An 18,545-nucleotide genomic window follows, 5' to 3' on the forward strand; every position below is an offset into this window, starting at 1 on the left:
GGTCGGTATGCGGCAGGCATTTCGGGTCGCTGACGTACGCGCGGCGGAGAAGACGCTGATGGCGACGCTGCCGGACGGGACGCTGATGCAGCGCGCCGCGGCCGGCCTGGCCCGGCGCTGCGCGCTGCTGCTGACCGATTCCGGCGGTGTGTACGGCGCCCGGGTGCTGCTGCTGGTCGGCAGCGGCGACAACGGCGGCGACACGCTCTATGCGGGCGCGCTGCTGGCCAAGCGGGGCGCACAGGTCCGGGCGCTGCTGCTCCAGCCGGAACGGGTGCACCTGGCCGGTCTCGCCGCGCTGCGCCAGGCCGGCGGGTTCACCGTCGTCGACCTGCCGACCCGGGCCGACCTGGTGCTCGACGGGATCGTCGGCATCGGTGCGTCCGGCGGTCTGCGGCCACCGGCGGCCGCGCTGGTCCGCGCGCTCGGCGGGCTGCGCGCCCGCGACGGTGAGCGGGCGCCGGTGGTGGCCGTCGACGTGCCCAGCGGGGTGAGCGTGGACACCGGCGACGTGCCGGGCGACGCGGTCACCGCGGACGTCACGGTGACCTTCGGCTGCCGGAAACCGGCGCACGTGGTCGGCCCGGCGGCGGCCCGCTGCGGCCAGGTCGAGCTCGTCGACATCGGGCTCGGCCCGGTGCTGGTCGCCGACCCGGCGGTCCGGGTGGCCGAGGCCGCCGACATCGCGGCCTGGTGGCCGGTGCCCGGCACGACCTCGGACAAGTACACCCGCGGCGTGGTCGGCCTGGCCACCGGCTCGGCCCGGTACCCGGGCGCCGCGCTGCTCTCCACCTCGGGCGCGCTGGCCGGCCCGACCGGCATGGTCCGCTACGCGGGCAGCGCCCACCGCGAGGTGGTCCGCGCGCATCCGTCCGTGGTGGCCGCGCCGAAGGTCGCCGCCGCCGGCCGGGTGCAGGCCTGGGTCTGCGGCTCCGGGCTGGGCACCGACGACGGGGCCCGGACCGAGCTGCGCAGCGTGCTGGCCACCGCGTTGCCGGTGTTGCTGGACGCGGACGCGATCACCCTGCTGGTCGGCGGCGAGCACGCCGAGCACCTGCGCCGGGACGCGCCGCTCGTGCTGACCCCGCACGACGGGGAGTTCACGAGGCTGGCCGGGGAGGCGCCGGGCGCCGACCGGATGGCCGCGGCGGCCCGGCTGGCGGCCTGGACCAACGCGGTGGTGCTGCTCAAGGGCGACCGGACGATCGTGGCCACCCCGGGCGGCGAGACCTGGGCGAACCCCACCGGCTCGGCGGCGCTGGCCACCGCGGGCAGCGGCGACGTGCTGGCCGGGCTGCTCGGGTCGCTGCTGGCGGCCGGGCTGCCGCCGGTCCGGGCGGCGGTGGCCGCGGCGTACGTGCACGGCCTGGCCGGGCGGCGTGCGGCACTGGACGGCCCGGTGACCGCGCCGGACGTGGCCGCCGCGGTCCGCCCGGTGCTGGCCGAGCTGTTGGGATAGCCGGTCCCCTGGGGCCGGCGCGACCTCCTGGGGCCGGTGCGGCCTCCTGGACCGGGCTCCTGGGCCGGCGCGACCTCCTGGCCGGTGCGGGCTCCTGGACCGGGCTCCGGGGCTAGCCGACCGAAACTGTCATACCTCTCAGTAGGGTGGATGGCATGTGGCAGGCCGAAGTTCGCGTCGATCTGGACGCCATCCGGGACAACGTCGCGACGCTGCGCGCCGGCACCTCCGCCGAGGTGCTGGTCGCGGTCAAAGCCGATGGGTATGGCCACGGCATGGTCCCGGCCGCCCGCGCCGCGGTGGCCGGCGGCGCCACCTGGCTCGGCGTGGCCACCCTCGACGAGGCGCTGGAGCTGCGCCGGGCCGGTCTCGGCGCCCGGGTGCTGGCCTGGCTGCTCGCCCCCGGCCTGCCGCTGCACGAGGGCATCACGGCCGGCATCGACCTGAGCGCCGCCACCCCGGCCCTGCTCGACGAGCTGATCGCCGCCGCCGGTCAGGCCGGGCAGCCCGCCCGGGTGCACCTCAAGCTGGACACCGGGCTGGCCCGGGGCGGCGCGGCGGAGTCCGAGTGGCCGGCGCTGTTCGAGGCGGCGGCCAAGGCCCAGTCCGACGGCGACGTGCAGATCGTCGGCATCTGGAGCCACTTCGCCTGCGCCGACGAGCCGGGCCACGAGTCGATCGACCGGCAGCTCGCCGCGTTCACCGCCGGGCTGGCCCTGGCCGAGAGCTATGACCTGCGGCCGGCCCACCGGCACATCGCCAACTCGGCGGCCACCCTGACCCGGCCGGACGCGCACTTCGACCTGGTCCGGGTCGGCATCGCGGCCTACGGGCTGTCCCCGATCGCCGGCCGGGCCGACGGGCTGCGGCCCGCGATGACCGCACAGGCCCGGGTCACCCTGACCAAGCGGGTGCCGGCCGGCCAGGGCGTTTCGTACGGGCTGACCTACCGGACCACCGAGGAGACCACGCTGGCCGTGGTCCCGCTGGGTTATGGCGACGGCGTGCCCCGGCACGCGTCGAGCACCGGCCCGGTGCGGATCGGCGGCACCACCGCCCGGATCGCCGGCCGGGTCTGCATGGACCAGTTGGTGGTCGACGTCGGCGACACCCCGGTGGTGGCCGGTGACGTGGCGACCCTGTTCGGCCCGGGTGACGACGGCGGGCCGACCGCCGACGACTGGGCCGAGGCCACCGGCACCATCAACTACGAGATCGTCACCCGGTTCGGCAGCAGCCGGGTCCCGAGGGTCTATGTGGGGGAGGTGGAACCGTGAGTCTTTTCTACGGGTCCCCAAGGTCTGTACCGGGGGAGGTCGAGCCGTGAGTCCGTCCAGGGTGGCCAAGCGGGCCGGGATAGCCGGTGCGGTGTTCGGGGTCGCGGCGGCCGGGCTGGCCACCGCGTTCGCCGTGGAGCGGGTGCTGGTGCGCCGCTCGGTCAACAAACCCGGCGACCCCTATGTCGAGGAGCCCTTCGGCGACCAGCCGTTCGACGAGCAGCTGACGGTCACCGCGCCGGACGGCACCGACCTGCACGTCGAGATCATCGAGCCCGCCGCGGGCAAGGCCACGAAGCCGACGATCGTCTTCGTGCACGGCTTCGCCCTGGACATGGGCACGTTCTACTTCCAGCGCCAGGCGCTCGCCGACCGCGGCGACCACCGGCTGGTCTTCTACGACCAGCCCGGTCACGGCCGGTCCGGCAAGCTGCAGGCCGGGACGTATGACATCGCCGCGCTCGGCCGCTCGCTGGCCGCCGTGCTCGACGCGGTGGTGCCGGAGGGGCACATCATCCTGGTCGGCCACTCGATGGGCGGGATGACCATCATGGCCTTCGCCGAGCAATATCCGGAGTGGTTCGGCAACCGGGTCACCGGCGTGGTGCTGATGTCCACCTCGGCCGGTCTGTTCGACAAGGCCACGCTCGGGGTGAGCAGCGTGGTGGCCCGGGCCAGCGCGCCGTTCTTCCCGCTCTGGGACAAGGCGGCCAAGCTCGGCGGCGGCACCATCGAGCGGGCCCGGGTGGCCTCCTCCGACCTGGCCTGGCTGCTCACCCGGCGGTACGGCTTCGGCGAGGCCCGGCCCAGCCCGACGCTCGTCACGTTCGTGGAGAGCATGAACTCCAAGACCTCGGCCGAGACGCTCACCAAATATCTGAACACGCTCTATCGGCACAGCCGGCTGCCGGCGCTGTCCGCGCTGCGCGGCGTGCCGGTGCTGGTGATCGTCGGCACCCGGGACTACCTGACCCCGGTGACGCACTCCGAGGAGATCATCCATGAGCTGCCCGAGGCCGAGCTTCTGAAGATCGAGAACAGCGGTCACGTGGTGATGCTGGAGAAGTCCGACGAGGTGAACGCGGCCCTGATCCCGTTCCTGGAGAAGATTTCGTGAAACTGACGTCCGTCGAGCAGACCCAGGCGTTCGGCCGGCGGCTCGCCACCGTGCTGCGCCCCGGTGACCTGCTGCTGCTGACCGGGCCGCTGGGCGCCGGCAAGACCGCGCTGGCACAGGGCATCGGCGCCGGGCTGGGCGTGCAGGGGCCGATCACCTCGCCCACCTTCGTGATCGCCCGGGTGCACCGCGGCCCGGTCGCGATGGTGCACGCCGACGCGTACCGGCTGGGTGACCGGCCCGACCCGCGCGCCGAGATCGACGACCTGGACCTGGACGCCTCGGCCGACGAGGCGGTCACCGTCGTGGAGTGGGGCGCCGGGCTGGTCGAGCAGCTCAACGACGAATATCTGCTGGTCCGCATCGACCGGCTGGACGACGACACCCGAGTGATCGAACTGGTGCCGCACGGCGGCGACTGGGCACACCGACTGGAGAAAATGTGAACCTGACCGAGCACCTGCCCGCCGACTGGCGCGCCGAGCTGGCACCCTTCCTGGACGAGGCGGCCACGGCGGCGCTCAGCGAGTTCGTGACCGCTGAGTACGCCGAGCAGACCGTCTACCCGCCGCTGGAGGACCTGTTCACGGCGTACCGGCTGTGCTCGCCGGAGCAGACCCGGGTGCTGATCCTGGGCCAGGACCCGTACCACGGCGCCGGGCAGGCGCACGGGCTGAGCTTCAGCGTGCGCGACGGCGTCCGGGTGCCGCCGTCGCTGCGCAACGTCTTCAAGGAGCTCGCCGAGGACGTCAACATCGCCCCGCCGAAGAGCGGCAACCTCACCGGCTGGGCGGAGCAGGGTGTGCTGCTGCTCAACGCGGTGCTGACGGTGCGGGCCACCAAGGCCGCCTCGCACGCGAACAAGGGCTGGGAGACGTTCACCGACGCCACCATCCGTGCGCTGAACGAGCGGAACGAGCGGGTCGTCTTCCTGCTCTGGGGCAACTACGCGAAGAAGAAGGCGGTGCTGGTCACCAACCCGGTGCACGCGGTGATCGAAGCCGGTCACCCGAGCCCGATGAACCCGGCCGGTTTCCTCGGCAGCCGCCCGTTCAGCGCGGCCAACAAGGCGCTCGCCGACGGTGGCCGCCCGGTGGTGAACTGGGATCCCCGGGGCACCGTCTAGGGTTTCAGGCGTGCTCGTACTCGCTCTGGACACCGCGACGCCCGCTTCGACGGCGGCGCTTGTCGAGGTCACCGCGGACGGTCTGTTCGGGGTGGCCGAGAACCGTACCGTCGATCCCCGTGCGCACGGCGAGAAGCTGGCGCCGGAGATCGCGGCGGTGCTCGCCGGCGCCGGGTTCCGGCCACGTGACCTGACCGCGATCGTGGCCGGGCTGGGCCCCGGGCCCTACACCGGCCTGCGGGTGGGGCTGGCCACCGCGGCCGCCATGGGTCAGGCGCTCGGCATCCCGACCTACGGTGTCTGCTCACTGGACGCGCTGGGCCGGGCGGCCGGCCCGGGGCGGGTCCTGGTCGCCACGGACGCGCGCCGTCGTGAGGTGTATTACGCGACTTATATCGATGGAGTGCGCGATGCCGGACCCGATGTCGCCAAGCCGTCTGATGTCGAAATAAATTCGGACAAAATGGCGGGTGAGGGCGCGCTGAAGTACGGCGACGTCTTCGGCCTCCCGGTCGAGGAGCACCTGCTCTACCCGCCCGGCGCGGCCCTGGTCGCGCTCGCCGCCGACCGGGTCCGGGCGAAGGCGCCGAGCGAGATCCTCACCCCGCTCTACCTGCGCCGCCCCGACGCGGTCGAGCCGGCCGGCCGCAAGCCGGTGCTCACCTGATGCGGATCGAACGGTTCCGGTGGTGGCACATCGACGAGGTCATCCCGATGGAGGAGGACCTCTTCGGCCCGGAGAAGTGGTCTGCGGCGATGTTCTGGAACGAGCTCGCGCAGGGCCACCACTACGTCGTCGCGACGCGTGACGACCAGGTCGTCGGGTATGCCGGGCTGTCCGTTGTGGATCGCGAGGAGTCCTGGGTGCAGAACATCGCGGTCCGGCGGGACGCCCAGCGGCTCGGCATCGGCCGGGCCCTGCTGGAGGACCTGCTCGCCGAGGCGGCCCGGCAGAACGTGCGCAAGACCCTGCTCGAGGTGGCGATCGACAACCACCCGGCGCAGAAGCTGTACGCCACCTACGGCTTCGAGCCGGTCGGGATCCGGCGCGGCTACTACCAACCCAGCAACACCGACGCCCTGGTGATGATGCGAGATGCCTGACGAACCCCTGGTCCTCGGGATCGAGACCTCCTGCGACGAGACCGGCATCGGCATCGTGCGCGGTCACACCCTGCTCGCCGACGCGCTGGCGTCCAGTGTGGAGCAGCACGCCCGGTTCGGCGGGGTGGTGCCCGAGGTGGCCAGCCGCGCGCACCTGGAAGCGCTGGTGCCGACCATGCAGCGGGCCCTCGACGAGGCCGGTGTCACGCTCGCCGACATCGACGCGATCGCGGTGACCAGCGGCCCCGGCCTGGCCGGCGCGCTGCTGGTCGGGGTGGCCGCGGCCAAGGGGTACGCGATCGCCGCCGAGAAGCCGATCTACGGCGTGAACCACCTGGCCGCGCACGTCGCGGTGGACACCCTGGAGCACGGCCCGCTGCCCGAGCCGGCGATCGCCATGCTGGTCTCCGGTGGCCACTCGTCGCTGCTGCTCGTCGACGACCTGACCGCCGGGGTGACCCCGCTCGGCGCGACCATCGACGACGCGGCCGGCGAGGCGTTCGACAAGGTGGCCCGGCTGCTCGGACTGGGTTTCCCGGGCGGCCCGATCATCGACCGGTCGGCCCGCGACGGCGACCCGGGCTCGATCGCCTTCCCGCGCGGGCTGACCGCGGCCAAGGACCAGGCGGCGCACCGCTTCGACTTCTCCTTCTCCGGGCTGAAGACCGCGGTGGCCCGCTGGGTCGAGGCACGCGAGCGGGCCGGCGAGCCGGTGCCGATCGCCGACGTCTCGGCCAGCTTCCAGGAGGCGGTCTGCGACGTGCTCACCCGCAAGGCGATCGACGCCTGCCTGACCAACGGGGTCGGGACGCTGGTGATCGGCGGCGGGGTGGCGGCCAACTCGCGGTTGCGGGTGCTGGCCGAGCAGCGGGCCGCCAAGCACGGGATCCTGGTGCGCGTGCCGCGTCCGCAGCTGTGCACCGACAACGGCGCGATGGTCGCCGCGCTCGGCTCACATCTGGTCGCGGCCGGTGTCGCGCCGAGCCGTCTCGATCTGCCCGCCGATTCCGCGATGAGTTTGACCTCGGTCAGCGTGCCGGGGTAGGAAGCCTTCATGATCGCGCGGATGTGGGAGGTGCGGGCCTCGCGCAGCGGCTTCGACGAGCTGCTGAGCTGGGTCTGCGATACGGCGGTGCCGGGACTCGAGGTACTGCCACAACATGTGTCGAGTGACGTCTATTCGTCCACGGATCATCGCATCGTCGTCATCACCAAATGGCGAAACACCCCGGAGAGCCTGCCTGCGCCGCCGGACAAGCTGGTAGCACGCGCTCCGCACGTCTGGGATTTCACTCCGGTCGATCGCTGAGTAGTCGCAGCAACGGCATTCGGGCCTTACCGTCGGGGCCTGATGCGCAGACTGCCCGTGGCCGATCCCGGCCTGCCCGACGCCCGATCCGCCACCCATTACCTCAGCTGGCTGGTCCGCCGCTCCCGTATGACGATCGTCACGGCGATCGCGCTGGCGGTGGCCTGGATGGGGTGCCAGTCACTGGTGCCCGCGATGGTCGGCCGGGCCATCGACGCGGCCGCGCAGGAGCGTGGCCGGGCCCTGCTCGGCTGGGGGCTGGCCCTGTTCGTGGTCGGCGTCCTGCAGGCGTTGACCGGGATCACCCGGCACCGGTTCGCGGTGGTCAACTGGCTGGGCGCGGGGTTCCGCACCGTGCAGGTCACCGTGCGCCAGGCGAACCGGCTCGGCTCGTCGCTGCCGGGCCGGCTGGAGGCCGGCGAGGTGGTGGCGATCGGCACCTCGGACATCAACCACATCGGCGGGGCGGTCGACGTCGCGGCCCGGGGGACCGGCGCGCTGATCGCGGTCACCACGGTCACCGTGCTGTTGCTGCACACCTCGGTCCCGCTCGGCCTGGTGGTGCTGGTCGGCGTACCGGCCTTGATGATCGTCGCGGGTGGACTGATCCGGCCGCTGCACCGGCGCCAGCAGGCGTACCGGGAGCAGCAGGGCCGGCTGACGGGTCAGGCCGCGGACCTGGTGACCGGGCTTCGGGTGCTGCGCGGCGTGGGCGGCGAGGCGGTGATGGTGGCGCGCTATCGCGCGCAGTCCCAGGCGCTGCGCGCGGCAGGGGTACGCACCGCAGCCGTCGAGTCGCTGCTGGAGGCCGCCCAGGTGCTCCTGCCCGGCACGTTCCTGGTCCTGGTCACCTGGCTGGGCTCGCGGCTCGCCGCCGACGGCCGGATCACCGTCGGCCAGCTGGTCTCGTTCTACGCCTACGCCGCGTTCCTGGTCGCCCCGCTGCGTCAGCTCACCGACTCGATCGACAAGCTGACCCGGGGCCACGTGTCGGCTCGCCGGGTGGTGGCCATGCTGGGCATGGCGGGCGAACTGCCGGACCCACCCGGGGCACCCGCCGACCCGGACGGTGAGCTGGCCGACCCGGCCTCCGGCGTGCGGGTGCCACCCGGCCTGCTGACCGCGATCGTGGCCGAGGACCCGGCCGACGCGGCCCGGCTCGCCGACCGGCTGGGCCGCTACGCCGAGGGCGCCACCCTGGGCGGGGTGCCACTGTCCGAGCTGCCCCTGGCGATGGTGCGCAAGCGGATCCTGGTCGCCGAGAACGAGGCACGGCTCTTCTCCGGGCGGCTGCGCACCGACCTGGACCCGGAACGGAGCGGCCGGCTGACCGAGGCCCTGGACGCGGCCGCCGCACAGGACATCGTGGACGGTCTGCCGCGCGGCCTGGACAGCGTGGTCGCCGGGCGGGGCCGATCGTTCTCCGGAGGGCAGCAGCAACGGCTGCGACTGGCCCGGGCGCTGGTCGCCGACCCGGAGATCCTGATCCTGGTGGAGCCGACGAACGCGGTCGACGCGCACACCGAGGTACGGATCGCCGAACGGATCCGGGCCGTCCGGGCCGGCCGCACCACGGTGGTCTGCACGTCCAGCCCGCTCGTCCTCGGGCACGCCGACCGGGTGCTGTACCTGGAGCGGGGCCGGGTGACGGCCGCCGGCACCCATCGTGAGCTGCTCGCCGGGGCACCGGGATACGCCCGCGTGGTGCTGCGCGGGGACGCGTCGTGAGCCACGCGCTGCCGGTCGCCACCCGTGAACAGGCCTGGCGGTACGCCCGCGCCCTGTTCCGCGACCACCCGGGCATGTTCCGGGCCACGATCGGCCTGCACCTGTTCGCCGCGCTGGCCGGGCTGGCCGGTCCCCGGCTGCTCGGCGCGCTGGTCCAGGCGGTCCAGCGCGGGGTGCCGGGCGCCGAGCTGAACCGCCTGGCCGGCACCCTGGCCGGGTTCGTGCTGGTGCAGGCGGTGCTGATCCGGTTCGCGTACCTGGCCTCGGCCCGGCTCGGCGAGCAGGTGCTGGCCCAGCTGCGGGAGGAGTTCATCGCCCGGGTGCTGACCCTGCCGCTCGGCACCGTGGAGTCGGCCGGCACCGGTGACCTGCTGACCCGGACCACCCGGGACGTGGACGCGCTCTCCAAGTGCGTCCGGCTGGCCGTGCCGGAGACGATGATCGCGCTGCTCACCGGCGGGCTGGTGGTGGTGGCGCTGATCGCGGTGTCCCCGGTGCTGGCCGTACCGCTGCTGGTCGGTGTGCCGATCACGGTGGCCGGCACCCGCTGGTACGTCCGCCGCGCCCCGTCCGGCTACCTGCGGCAGAACGCGGCCTACTCGGAGGTGACCGACGGGCTCACCGAGACGGTCGAGGGCGCCCGCACGGTCGAGGCGCTGGGCCGGCAGCAGCAGCGGATCGCCCGTACCGACCGGGACCTGAGCCGCTCCTGGCGTGCCGAGCGCTACACCCTGTTCCTGCGGACCGTCTGGTGGCCGGTGATCGAGGTCAGTTACGTGATCCCGATGGTGCTCACCCTGCTCACCGGCGGCTGGCTCTACCTGCGCGGTGTGGTCACGCTGGGCCAGCTGACCGCCGCCGTGGTCTACGTCCAGCAGCTGATCCACCCGCTCGACCGGCTGCTCTCCTGGCTGGACGAGTTGCAGGTGGGCGCGGCCTCACTGGCCCGGCTGCTGGGGGTGGCCGCCGCGCCGGAGGCGGACCACCGCGACGCGCCGGTACCGGACGGCCCCCGGATCGAGGTGCGCGGCGTGCGGTTCGGCTACGTCGAGGGCCGGGAGGTGCTGCACGGCGTCGACCTGGCCCTGCGCCCGGGGGAGCGGCTCGCCGTGGTCGGCCCGTCCGGCGCCGGCAAGTCCACGCTGGGCCGCCTGCTGGCCGGGATCCACCAGCCCACCGAGGGCAGCGTGACGGTCGGCGGGGTGCCGCTCGGCGCGCTCGGCCCGGACCGGTTGCGCACCGAGGTGGCGCTGGTCAGCCAGGAGCATCACGTGTTCATCGGCACCCTGCGGGACAACGTGGCGATGGCCCGGCCGCAGGCGCCTGAGCCGGACGTCCGGACCGCGCTCGCCGCCGTGCACGCCCTGGAGTGGGCGGACGGGCTGCCGGACGGGCTGGACACCGTGGTCGGCGACGGCGGGCTGCCGCTGACCGCGGCTCAGGCGCAGCAGGTGGCGCTGGCCCGGCTGATCCTCGCCGATCCGCACACGCTGGTGCTGGACGAGGCGACCGCGCTGCTGGACCCCCGGGCGGCCCGGGACCTGGAACGGTCGCTGGCCGCGGTGGTGCACGGGCGGACCGTGGTGGCGATCGCACACCGGTTGTTCTCGGCGCACGACGCCGACCGGGTCGCGGTGGTGGAGAACGGGCGGATCACCGAGCTGGGGTCGCACGACGAGCTGGTCGCGGCGAACGGGCCGTACGCGGCGTTGTGGCGGTCGTGGCAGGGCGGTGACGTACCGGAGAAGCCGCCGGACCAGCGGCGGCCGGAAGACGACCGCCTGCTGGAGAGTCACTGAAAAGCCGACAAGGCGCGTCCCGTAGGGAGACGCGCCTTGTCAGGAACAACCGATCAGAAGCCCGGACCGTGCTGGTGGCCGTGCCCATGACCGTGACCGTGCCCACCGCCGGAGGCGGGAGCGGCCTCGGCCGGCTTCTCCACCACGAGGCTCTCGGTGGTCAGCAGCAGACCGGCGATCGAGACGGCGTTGGCGACCGCGTTGCGGGTCACCTTCACCGGGTCGATGATGCCGGCCGCGGCCAGGTCGACGTACTCGTCGGTGGCCGCGTTGAGGCCGTGGCCCCAACCCAGCTCAGCGACCTTGTTGACCACGACGTAGCCGTCGTGGCCGGCGTTCTGAGCGATCCAGCGCAGCGGCTCGACGAGCGCCTTGCGGACGATCGAGACACCGATCGCCTCCTCGCCGGTCAGGCCGAGGCCGCCGTCGAGCTCCTTGGCGACCTGCGCGAGGGCGGCGCCGCCGCCGGGGACGGTGCCCTCCTCGACAGCCGCCTTGGTCGCCGCGATGGCGTCCTCGATGCGGTGCTTGCGCTCCTTCATCTCGACCTCGGTCGCGGCACCGACCTTGATCACCGCGATGCCACCGGAGAGCTTGGCCAGCCGCTCCGAGAGCTTCTCGCGGTCCCAGTCGGAGTCCGACGCCTCGATCTCCTTGCGGATCTGCGAGACCCGGTCGGCGATGTCGGAGGCGTTGCCGCCGCCGTCGACGATGGTGGTGCTCTCCTTGTCGACGACGATCCGCCGGGCGCTGCCCAGCTGCTCGACGCCGACCTGGTCGAGCTTGTAACCGAGCTCGGGGGCGATCAGCTCGCCACCGGTCGCGATCGCCAGGTCCTGCAGGATCGCCTTGCGGCGGTCACCGAAGCCGGGAGCCTTCACCGCGGCGACCTTGATGGTCTTCCGCAGAGCGTTGACCACCAGGGTGGAGAGCGCCTGGCCCTCCACGTCCTCGGCCACGATGAGCAGCGGCTTGCTGTCCTGCAGCACCTTCTCCAGCAGCGGGAGGAGCTCCTCGATGCTGGAGATCTTCTGGGTGGTGATGAGGATGTGAGCGTCCTCGAGCACCGCCTCCTGCGACTCGGCGTCGGTCACGAAGTTCGGGGAGATGAAGCCCTTGTCGAACTGCAGACCCTCGGTCACCTCGAGCTCGGTCTGCAGCGCCGAGCCCTCCTCGACGGTGAGCACACCGTCGCGGCCGACGCGGTCCATCGCCTCGGCGATCAGCTCGCCGATGGTGGTGTCCTGCGCCGAGATGGCGGCCACGTTGGCGATCGCCTTGTGGTCGGCGACCTCGACGGCCTTCGCCAGCAGCGACTTGGAGACGGCCTCGGAGGCCTTGTCCATGCCGCGCTTGAGGCCGATCGGGTTGGCGCCCGCCGTGACGTTGCGCAGGCCCTCGCGGACCAGCGCCTGCGCGAGCACGGTCGCGGTGGTGGTCCCGTCGCCGGCGACGTCGTTGGTCTTGGTCGCCACCTCCTTGACCAGCTGCGCGCCGAGGTTCTCGTACGGGTCGCTGAGCTCGATCTCCTTGGCGATGGTGACACCGTCGTTGGTGATCGTGGGAGCGCCGAACTTCTTGTCCAGGACGACGTTGCGGCCGCGCGGGCCGAGAGTGACCTTGACCGTGTCGGCGAGCGTGTTGACGCCGTGCTCCAGCAGGTGCCGGGCGTCGTCAGAGAAGCTGAGAATCTTCGCCATGTATTGGTCCCTTCACGCACCGGCGCCCTGCCCCGAAATGCCGGAACAGGGCGCCTGTGCAGTCAGTTAGGTCTTACTTCTCGATGACCGCGAGGACGTCGCGAGCGGAGAGCACGAGGTACTCCTCGCCGGCGTACTTGACCTCGGTGCCGCCGTACTTCGAGTAGAGGACCACGTCGCCGACAGTGACGTCGAGCGGAACTCGGTTGCCCTTGTCGTCGATCCGGCCGGGGCCGACAGCAAGGACGGTGCCCTCCTGCGGCTTCTCCTTGGCGGTGTCGGGGATCACGATGCCGGAAGCGGTCGTGGTCTCAGCCTCGTTCGCCTGGACCACGATGCGGTCCTCGAGCGGCTTGATCGCAACCTTGGTCGCGGTAGTCACGGGCATACCCTCCTGGGTACAGGTTTCGCCGGCCTTGAACCAGGCCGGTCAATGCCTCATGCCACCGGGCGGGGCCGTCGTCGCGGGTGCCGGTCCGCCTGGTGCCTAACCGCACGGACGGGCCGGGCGGCTGGCACCCTCATGTTGAGAGTGCTAACCGGAGATTATGCCGGAACTAGCACTCCGTCAACCAGAGTGCCAACCTGTCACGCCGGGGAGAATGCCTGGTGTGACCCCTGAACTTCTTGCTCTGCTGCAGACCCCGTTAGGGGTGGAAGCCCTGGCCGCGGCGGCCGAGGTCGGCGACGGCGAGCCACTCGCCGCGGCCTCGGCCCTTCGGGCCCGGGGCTTCGGCGCGGAGCTGGCCGCAGCCGCACTCACCCAGGCTAGTTTGCGCCGCCGTGCGGCGGTGAAGTTCGGCCCGGACGCCTCCGGAATGTTCTTCACCCGGCCCGGCCTGGAACAGGCCACCCGCGCGGTGGTCGCCGACCGGCGGGCCGCGAGGCTCGCCGCGGCCGGCGTCGAGACCCTCGCCGATCTCGGCTGCGGGCTGGGGTCCGACGCGATGGCCGCGGCCCGGCACGGGATCACCGTGTACGCCGTCGACGCCGACCCGGCCACCGCCGCGCTGGCCGCCGCGAACGCGCGCACCGCGGGCCTGGCCGACCGGATCACGGTGACCTGCGCCGACGCCACCACCGTCGAGGTGGAGAAGTACGACGCGGTGTTCGCCGACCCGGCCCGCCGGCAGGCCGGCCGGGGGCGGGTGTTCGACCCGAAGTCGTACTCGCCGCCGTGGGACTTCGTCGCCGGGCTGGCCGATCGGGTTCCGCGCACTGTGCTCAAACTGGCGCCGGGCATCGACCACGGCCTGCTGCCGCCGGGCGCCGAGGGCGAGTGGGTGAGCGTCGGCGGCGACCTGGTCGAGGCGGCGTTCTGGTGCGGCCCGCTGGCGTCGGCACAGCGGCGGGCGACCCTGCTCGGCTCGGGCCCGGACGTGGCCGAACTCACCGGTTCGGGTGTCGAGAGGGGCACTGTCGGCCCGGTCGGCGCCTGGTTCTACGACCCGGATCCGGCGGTGGTGCGTTCGCACCTGGTCGCCGAGTTCGCCGCGTCGATCGGCGGCCGGCTGGGCGACCCGGAGATCGCCTACGTCTACACCGACGACCCGGTCGACACGCCGTACGCCCGGCGGCTGGCGGTGACCGACATGCTGCCGTTCTCGCTGAAGCGGCTGCGGGCGCTGCTGCGCGAGCGGGGCGTGGGCACCCTGGAGATCCGCAAGCGGGGCTCGGCCCTGGTCCCCGACCAGCTGCGCAAGGACCTGAAGCTGTCCGGGCCGCACGCGGCCGGGCTGGTGCTGACCAAGGTGGCCGGCGCGCCCACCGTGCTGCTGACGGCGCACTCCTGACGGCTGGGTAACGTGCGGCACATGCCGAAGAAGGCGGCCGGCACCCCGGCCACTGTGCTGCTGACCGCGGAGCGAGTGGCGTTCACCCTGCATCCGTACGAGGTGTCGCCGGACGCGCCGAACTACGGCGCCCTGGTCGCGGCGGCGCTCGGGGTGGCGCCCGCGCTGATGTTCAAGACGCTGGTGGCCGAGGTGGACGCCAGGCTCGTGGTCGGTGTCGTACCGGTCACTGGTGATCTTGATCTGAAGGCACTGGCCCAGGCGGCCGGCGGCAAGCGGGCGGCGCTGGCCGACCGGGCGGCGGCCGAGCGGAGCAGTGGGTACGTGCGCGGCGGCATCAGCCCGCTGGGTCAGCGCAAGCGGCTGCCCACGGTGATCGACGACTCGGTGCAGGCATTGGATCTGATGTATGTCTCGGCGGGCCGGCGCGGTCTCCAGCTCTGCCTGGCGCCGGCCGACCTGATCCGGCTGACGAGCGCGACCGTGGCGGCGATCCGGGCCTGACCCCTCGTTCTGCGGGCTCCGAGGTCACTCTGAGTGACCTCATTTGATGCAATGAGCGACTTTTCCGGCCCGGCCGCGCTCCCATGCCGCCTGATCGTGTTGCCGGATTGTTATCCCTCGTTACGAGATAGATCACCGGGGTGCCTTGTGTTCCAGGCCACATCCGGAATACGTTGCCGGGCACAACAAACCGGCACCTGGTCCATCGGCGCACGGGGACGACGCTCCCAGGCACGTCCCATTCCTGCGAAATCCGATGATGGCTCCGGATTTACCCCCCCGAAAGGACATACGGTATGCGTAAGGGACTGTTCGCCCTTGCCGCGGTCGGGCTGCTGGCGACCGGCAGCATGGCCGCTTGTGGCGATAAGAGTGACGACACCTCCACCGCCGGTGGCGAGAAGAAGGCCGGCAAGGTCGGCGTCATCCTGCCGGACACCAAGAGCTCGGCCCGCTGGGAGACGGCGGACCTCAAGTACCTGACCGAGGCGTTCAAGGCCGCGGGCGTGGACGCCGAGATCAAGAACGCGCAGGGTGACAAGGCCTCGTTCCAGACCATCGCCGACGGCATGATCCAGAGCGGCGTCAAGGTCCTGATGATCGTCAACCTGGACTCGGGCACCGGCAAGAACGTCCTGGAGAACGCGACGAAGGCCGGCATCGCGACGATCGACTACGACCGTCTCACGCTCAGCGGTGGCGCCAACTACTACGTGTCGTTCGACAACAACGAGGTCGGCAAGCTGCAGGGCCAGGGCCTGGTGGACTGCCTGACCGCGGCGAAGGCCGTCAAGCCGGTCGTCTCGTACCTGAACGGCTCGCCGACCGACAACAACGCCACCCTGTTCAAGGAGGGCTACGACTCGGTCCTCAAGCCGAAGTTCGACGCGAACGAGTACGTCAAGGGCCCGGACGACGCCGTGCCGGACTGGGACAACGCCAAGGGCGGCACGATCTTCGAGCAGCAGCTCACCAAGGACCCGAAGATCGCCGGCGTGCTCGCCGCGAACGACGGCCTCGGCAACGCCGCGATCGAGGTGCTGAAGAAGAACAAGCTGAACGGCAAGGTCCCGGTGACCGGCCAGGACGCCACCGTGCAGGGCCTGCAGAACATCCTCGCCGGCGACCAGTGCATGACGGTCTACAAGGCGATCAAGAAGGAGGCCGACGCGGCCGCCGAGCTGGCGATCGCGCTCGCCAAGGGCGACACCCCGACCACGGCCACCAGCACCGTGACCGACCCGGAGTCGAAGGCGGCGGTCAAGTCCGTGCTGCTCAAGCCGGAGGCGATCACCAAGGCGAACGTCAAGACCGTGGTCGACGACGGCTTCGTGACCAAGGCCGAGCTGTGCACCGCCGCGTTCGCGAAGGCGTGCACCGACGCGGGCATCAGCTGACCTTCGCTGAAGCTGAAGCTGAAGCTGAAGCTGACGCGACAGCACCTCCGCTGAACCCGGCACCGGCGCCGCTCACGTCCGCGTGGGTGGCGCCGGTGCCGGTTCCGCGTACCCCCCGAACGGCCGGTCACCGAACGAAGGAGAACCACCCGTGGCCGCGACACCCCTTCTGGAGCTGCGCGGGATCGACAAGAGTTTCGGTCCCGTACAGGTCCTGCACGACGTCGAGCTGAGCGTCTTTCCCGGCGAGGTGACCGCCCTGGTGGGCGACAACGGCGCCGGCAAGTCGACGCTGGTCAAGTGCGTCAGTGGCATCTACCCGATCGACGCGGGCACGGTGACCTTCGACGGCAAGCAGGTCTCCATCCACAGCCCCCGGGAGGCCGCCGACCTCGGCATCGAGGTCGTCTACCAGGACCTCGCACTCTGCGACAACCTGGACATCGTCCAGAACATGTTCCTGGGCCGGGAGAAGACCCGCGGCATCGTCCTGGACGAGCCGACCATGGAGCAGATGGCCGGCGAGACGCTGGCGAGCCTTTCGGTACGCACCGTCAAGTCGCTGCGCCAACTGGTCGCGAGCCTCTCCGGCGGTCAGCGGCAGACCGTCGCGATCGCCAAGGCCGTGCTCTGGAACAGCCGGGTGGTCATCCTGGACGAGCCGACCGCGGCGCTGGGCGTGGCACAGACCGCCCAGGTGCTCGAGCTGGTCCGCCGGCTGGCCGACAACGGCCTCGGCGTGGTGCTCATCTCGCACAACATGAACGACGTCTTCGCGGTCTCGGACCGGATCGCCGCGCTCTACCTGGGCCGGATGGCCGCACAGGTGAAGGCGAGTGACGTCACCCACGCGCAGATCGTCGAGCTGATCACCGGCGGGCGCAGTGGCAACCTGGGCCTCCCGCCGGAGAAGCCCACCGACTTCGTCGACATCACGCCGGGAGCCGACCAGTGACCACCACGCTCGAGACCGCCGGTGGCGTCAAGGTCGTCAAGCCGACCGTCGCCTCACACCTCAAGGACTACTGGGGCCGGGTCCGTGGCGGTGACCTCGGCTCGCTGCCCGCCGCGCTGGGCCTGGTCATCCTCGTGGCGATCTTCGGCTCGGCCCGGCCGGACACGTTCTTCAGTCCGGGCAACTTCGCGAACCTGTTCAACCAGGCCGCCGGGGTCACGATGATCGCGATGGGCCTGATCTTCGTCCTGCTGCTGGGCGAGATCGACCTCTCCGCCGGTTTCGCCTCCGGCGTCTGCGGCGCGGTGATGGCGATCCTGCTCACCGAGAAGGGTTACCCCGAGGTCGTCGCGCTGGTGGCCGCCCTGGTCACCGGCGTGGTGATCGGCCTGCTGCTCGGCGTGCTGGTGGCGAAGGTCAACATTCCGTCGTTCGTGGTCACGCTGGCCTCGTTCCTGGCCTTCCAGGGTGTCCTGCTGAACATCCTCGGCGAGGGCAAGAACATCTCGATCCCGGACGGCTTCATCAAGTCGCTGAACAAGGACAGCCTCCCGGTGTCCTGGAGCTGGATCCTGGCCATCGGGTCGGTGGCGATCTTCGCCCTGGTCCAGTTCCTGCGGTTCCGCGGCCGGGCCTCCCGCGGCCTGGTGACCGAGCCGATCGGCATCATTCTGCTCCGGATCGCCGGCATCGCGGCGCTGCTGCTGACCACCACCGCCGTGCTGACCCAGGAACGGGCGATCAACACGGCGATCGCCTCGCTGAAGGGTGTCCCGATCGCGGCGCCGGTGATCGGCGGCTTCCTGGTGCTCTGGACGTTCGTGCTGGGCCGCACCACCTACGGCCGGCACGTCTACGCGGTCGGTGGCAACGCCGAGGCTGCCCGGCGCGCCGGTATCCCGGTCGACCGGATCCGGATCTCGGTGTTCGTGATCGGTTCGTTCATGGCCGCGGTCGGCGGCGTCATGCTGGTCAGCCGGGCCGGCTCGGTCGACCCGAACACCGGTGGCAGCAGCACGCTGCTCTACTCGGTGGGCGCCGCGGTGATCGGTGGCACCAGCCTCTTCGGCGGCAAGGGCAAGATCATCCACGCGGTGATCGGTGGTGCGGTGATCGCGGTGATCGACAACGGGATGTTCCTGCTGGAGTACTCGTCCGGCACCCGCTACATGTTCACCGGCATCATCCTGCTCATCGCGGCCGGCGTGGACGCGCTGGCCCGGCGCCGGGCTGCGGCGTCCGGCAACCGATGAGCGAGCCGCGGGAGCGGGGAACGG

Annotated in this window: 18 protein-coding genes; 16 read left to right on the forward strand and 2 right to left on the reverse strand. The window is 71.8% G+C overall.

Annotation, left to right across the window (positions count from 1 at the left end; all coding sequences use genetic code 11):
* The first annotated feature begins 7 nt into the window (after positions 1 to 7).
* The 11 genes from ADL15_RS11995 to ADL15_RS12045 all read left to right on the forward strand — a co-directional run bounded on the left by ADL15_RS11995 (position 8) and on the right by ADL15_RS12045 (position 10,919).
* Positions 8 to 1,459, forward strand: a complete 1,452-nt coding sequence (locus tag ADL15_RS11995) for a bifunctional ADP-dependent NAD(P)H-hydrate dehydratase/NAD(P)H-hydrate epimerase (protein ID WP_067688462.1) — start codon at positions 8 to 10, stop codon at positions 1,457 to 1,459.
* Between the two features lie 155 nt (positions 1,460 to 1,614).
* Entirely contained in the window at positions 1,615 to 2,736 is a 1,122-nt protein-coding gene (gene alr, locus ADL15_RS12000; RefSeq protein ID WP_067688465.1) for an alanine racemase, read from the forward strand.
* Between the two features lie 46 nt (positions 2,737 to 2,782).
* Complete coding sequence (locus ADL15_RS12005) at positions 2,783 to 3,853, forward strand: alpha/beta fold hydrolase (RefSeq protein ID WP_067688468.1); 1,071 nt, start codon at positions 2,783 to 2,785, stop codon at positions 3,851 to 3,853.
* Complete coding sequence (gene tsaE, locus ADL15_RS12010) at positions 3,850 to 4,299, forward strand: tRNA (adenosine(37)-N6)-threonylcarbamoyltransferase complex ATPase subunit type 1 TsaE (protein ID WP_067688470.1); 450 nt, start codon at positions 3,850 to 3,852, stop codon at positions 4,297 to 4,299. Before ADL15_RS12005 ends, tsaE begins: the two co-directional genes overlap by 4 nt.
* Positions 4,296 to 4,979, forward strand: a complete 684-nt coding sequence (locus tag ADL15_RS12015) for a uracil-DNA glycosylase (RefSeq protein ID WP_067688472.1) — start codon at positions 4,296 to 4,298, stop codon at positions 4,977 to 4,979. The genes tsaE and ADL15_RS12015 overlap by 4 nt, the downstream gene beginning before the upstream one ends.
* A 10-nt stretch (positions 4,980 to 4,989) precedes the next feature.
* On the forward strand, positions 4,990 to 5,646 hold the full coding sequence (gene tsaB, locus ADL15_RS12020) for a tRNA (adenosine(37)-N6)-threonylcarbamoyltransferase complex dimerization subunit type 1 TsaB (protein ID WP_067688474.1): 657 nt from the start codon (positions 4,990 to 4,992) through the stop codon (positions 5,644 to 5,646).
* Complete coding sequence (gene rimI / locus ADL15_RS12025) at positions 5,646 to 6,083, forward strand: ribosomal protein S18-alanine N-acetyltransferase (RefSeq protein WP_067688477.1); 438 nt, start codon at positions 5,646 to 5,648, stop codon at positions 6,081 to 6,083. Before tsaB ends, rimI begins: the two co-directional genes overlap by 1 nt.
* On the forward strand, positions 6,076 to 7,128 hold the full coding sequence (gene tsaD, locus ADL15_RS12030) for a tRNA (adenosine(37)-N6)-threonylcarbamoyltransferase complex transferase subunit TsaD (protein WP_067688480.1): 1,053 nt from the start codon (positions 6,076 to 6,078) through the stop codon (positions 7,126 to 7,128). Before rimI ends, tsaD begins: the two co-directional genes overlap by 8 nt.
* Positions 7,129 to 7,137: 9 nt before the next feature.
* Positions 7,138 to 7,392 (forward strand): hypothetical protein, encoded by a 255-nt coding sequence (locus ADL15_RS12035; protein ID WP_067688483.1) that lies wholly within the window; start codon positions 7,138 to 7,140, stop codon positions 7,390 to 7,392.
* 42 nt (positions 7,393 to 7,434) lie between these two features.
* Positions 7,435 to 9,120 carry an ABC transporter ATP-binding protein gene (locus ADL15_RS12040; protein ID WP_067688486.1) on the forward strand — a complete coding sequence of 562 codons (1,686 nt, stop codon included), beginning with the start codon at positions 7,435 to 7,437 and terminating at the stop codon, positions 9,118 to 9,120.
* On the forward strand, positions 9,117 to 10,919 hold the full coding sequence (locus ADL15_RS12045) for an ABC transporter ATP-binding protein (protein WP_067688489.1): 1,803 nt from the start codon (positions 9,117 to 9,119) through the stop codon (positions 10,917 to 10,919). The genes ADL15_RS12040 and ADL15_RS12045 overlap by 4 nt, the downstream gene beginning before the upstream one ends.
* Positions 10,920 to 10,972: 53 nt before the next feature.
* Here the strand turns inward: ADL15_RS12045 and groL are convergent, their stop codons facing one another.
* Both groL and groES read right to left on the reverse strand, forming a co-directional pair.
* Complete coding sequence (gene groL / locus ADL15_RS12050; RefSeq protein ID WP_067688490.1) at positions 10,973 to 12,619, reverse strand: chaperonin GroEL; 1,647 nt, start codon at positions 12,617 to 12,619, stop codon at positions 10,973 to 10,975.
* Positions 12,620 to 12,692: 73 nt separating this feature from the next.
* On the reverse strand, positions 12,693 to 13,007 hold the full coding sequence (gene groES / locus ADL15_RS12055; protein ID WP_083971171.1) for a co-chaperone GroES: 315 nt from the start codon (positions 13,005 to 13,007) through the stop codon (positions 12,693 to 12,695).
* Positions 13,008 to 13,221: 214 nt separating this feature from the next.
* On the opposite strand from groES, the gene ADL15_RS12060 reads away from it, so the two are divergent.
* The 5 genes from ADL15_RS12060 to ADL15_RS12080 all read left to right on the forward strand — a co-directional run bounded on the left by ADL15_RS12060 (position 13,222) and on the right by ADL15_RS12080 (position 18,521).
* Positions 13,222 to 14,412, forward strand: a complete 1,191-nt coding sequence (locus tag ADL15_RS12060; RefSeq protein WP_067688491.1) for a class I SAM-dependent methyltransferase — start codon at positions 13,222 to 13,224, stop codon at positions 14,410 to 14,412.
* Between the two features lie 21 nt (positions 14,413 to 14,433).
* Entirely contained in the window at positions 14,434 to 14,916 is a 483-nt protein-coding gene (gene ybaK, locus ADL15_RS12065) for a Cys-tRNA(Pro) deacylase (RefSeq protein WP_067688494.1), read from the forward strand.
* Positions 14,917 to 15,212: 296 nt separating this feature from the next.
* Positions 15,213 to 16,313, forward strand: coding sequence for a sugar ABC transporter substrate-binding protein (locus ADL15_RS12070; RefSeq protein ID WP_067688497.1), 1,101 nt, complete (start codon positions 15,213 to 15,215; stop codon positions 16,311 to 16,313).
* Positions 16,314 to 16,464: 151 nt separating this feature from the next.
* Positions 16,465 to 17,268, forward strand: coding sequence for an ATP-binding cassette domain-containing protein (locus ADL15_RS12075; protein WP_067688500.1), 804 nt, complete (start codon positions 16,465 to 16,467; stop codon positions 17,266 to 17,268).
* A complete protein-coding gene (locus tag ADL15_RS12080; RefSeq protein ID WP_067688503.1) occupies positions 17,265 to 18,521 on the forward strand; it encodes a sugar ABC transporter permease in 1,257 nt (418 codons plus the stop codon). The genes ADL15_RS12075 and ADL15_RS12080 overlap by 4 nt, the downstream gene beginning before the upstream one ends.
* The last annotated feature ends 24 nt before the right edge of the window (positions 18,522 to 18,545 follow it).

It is taken from the genome of Actinoplanes awajinensis subsp. mycoplanecinus, assembly GCF_001509495.1.
GTDB classification, from domain to species: domain Bacteria; phylum Actinomycetota; class Actinomycetes; order Mycobacteriales; family Micromonosporaceae; genus Actinoplanes; species Actinoplanes palleronii.

Excerpts from the sequence above, each read along its gene's own strand:
- ADL15_RS11995 (WP_067688462.1), top strand. The coding sequence starts at position 8 with ATGCGGCAGGCATTTCGGGTCGCTGACGTACGCGCGGCGGAGAAGACG.
- alr (WP_067688465.1), top strand. The coding sequence starts at position 1,615 with ATGTGGCAGGCCGAAGTTCGCGTCGATCTGGACGCCATCCGGGACAAC.
- rimI (WP_067688477.1), top strand. The coding sequence starts at position 5,646 with ATGCGGATCGAACGGTTCCGGTGGTGGCACATCGACGAGGTCATCCCG.
- tsaD (WP_067688480.1), top strand. The coding sequence starts at position 6,076 with ATGCCTGACGAACCCCTGGTCCTCGGGATCGAGACCTCCTGCGACGAG.
- ADL15_RS12035 (WP_067688483.1), top strand. The coding sequence starts at position 7,138 with ATGATCGCGCGGATGTGGGAGGTGCGGGCCTCGCGCAGCGGCTTCGAC.
- ADL15_RS12040 (WP_067688486.1), top strand. The coding sequence starts at position 7,435 with ATGCGCAGACTGCCCGTGGCCGATCCCGGCCTGCCCGACGCCCGATCC.
- groL (WP_067688490.1), bottom strand. The coding sequence starts at position 12,619 with ATGGCGAAGATTCTCAGCTTCTCTGACGACGCCCGGCACCTGCTGGAG.
- groES (WP_083971171.1), bottom strand. The coding sequence starts at position 13,007 with ATGCCCGTGACTACCGCGACCAAGGTTGCGATCAAGCCGCTCGAGGAC.
- ADL15_RS12060 (WP_067688491.1), top strand. The coding sequence starts at position 13,222 with ATGCCTGGTGTGACCCCTGAACTTCTTGCTCTGCTGCAGACCCCGTTA.
- ybaK (WP_067688494.1), top strand. The coding sequence starts at position 14,434 with ATGCCGAAGAAGGCGGCCGGCACCCCGGCCACTGTGCTGCTGACCGCG.
- ADL15_RS12070 (WP_067688497.1), top strand. The coding sequence starts at position 15,213 with ATGCGTAAGGGACTGTTCGCCCTTGCCGCGGTCGGGCTGCTGGCGACC.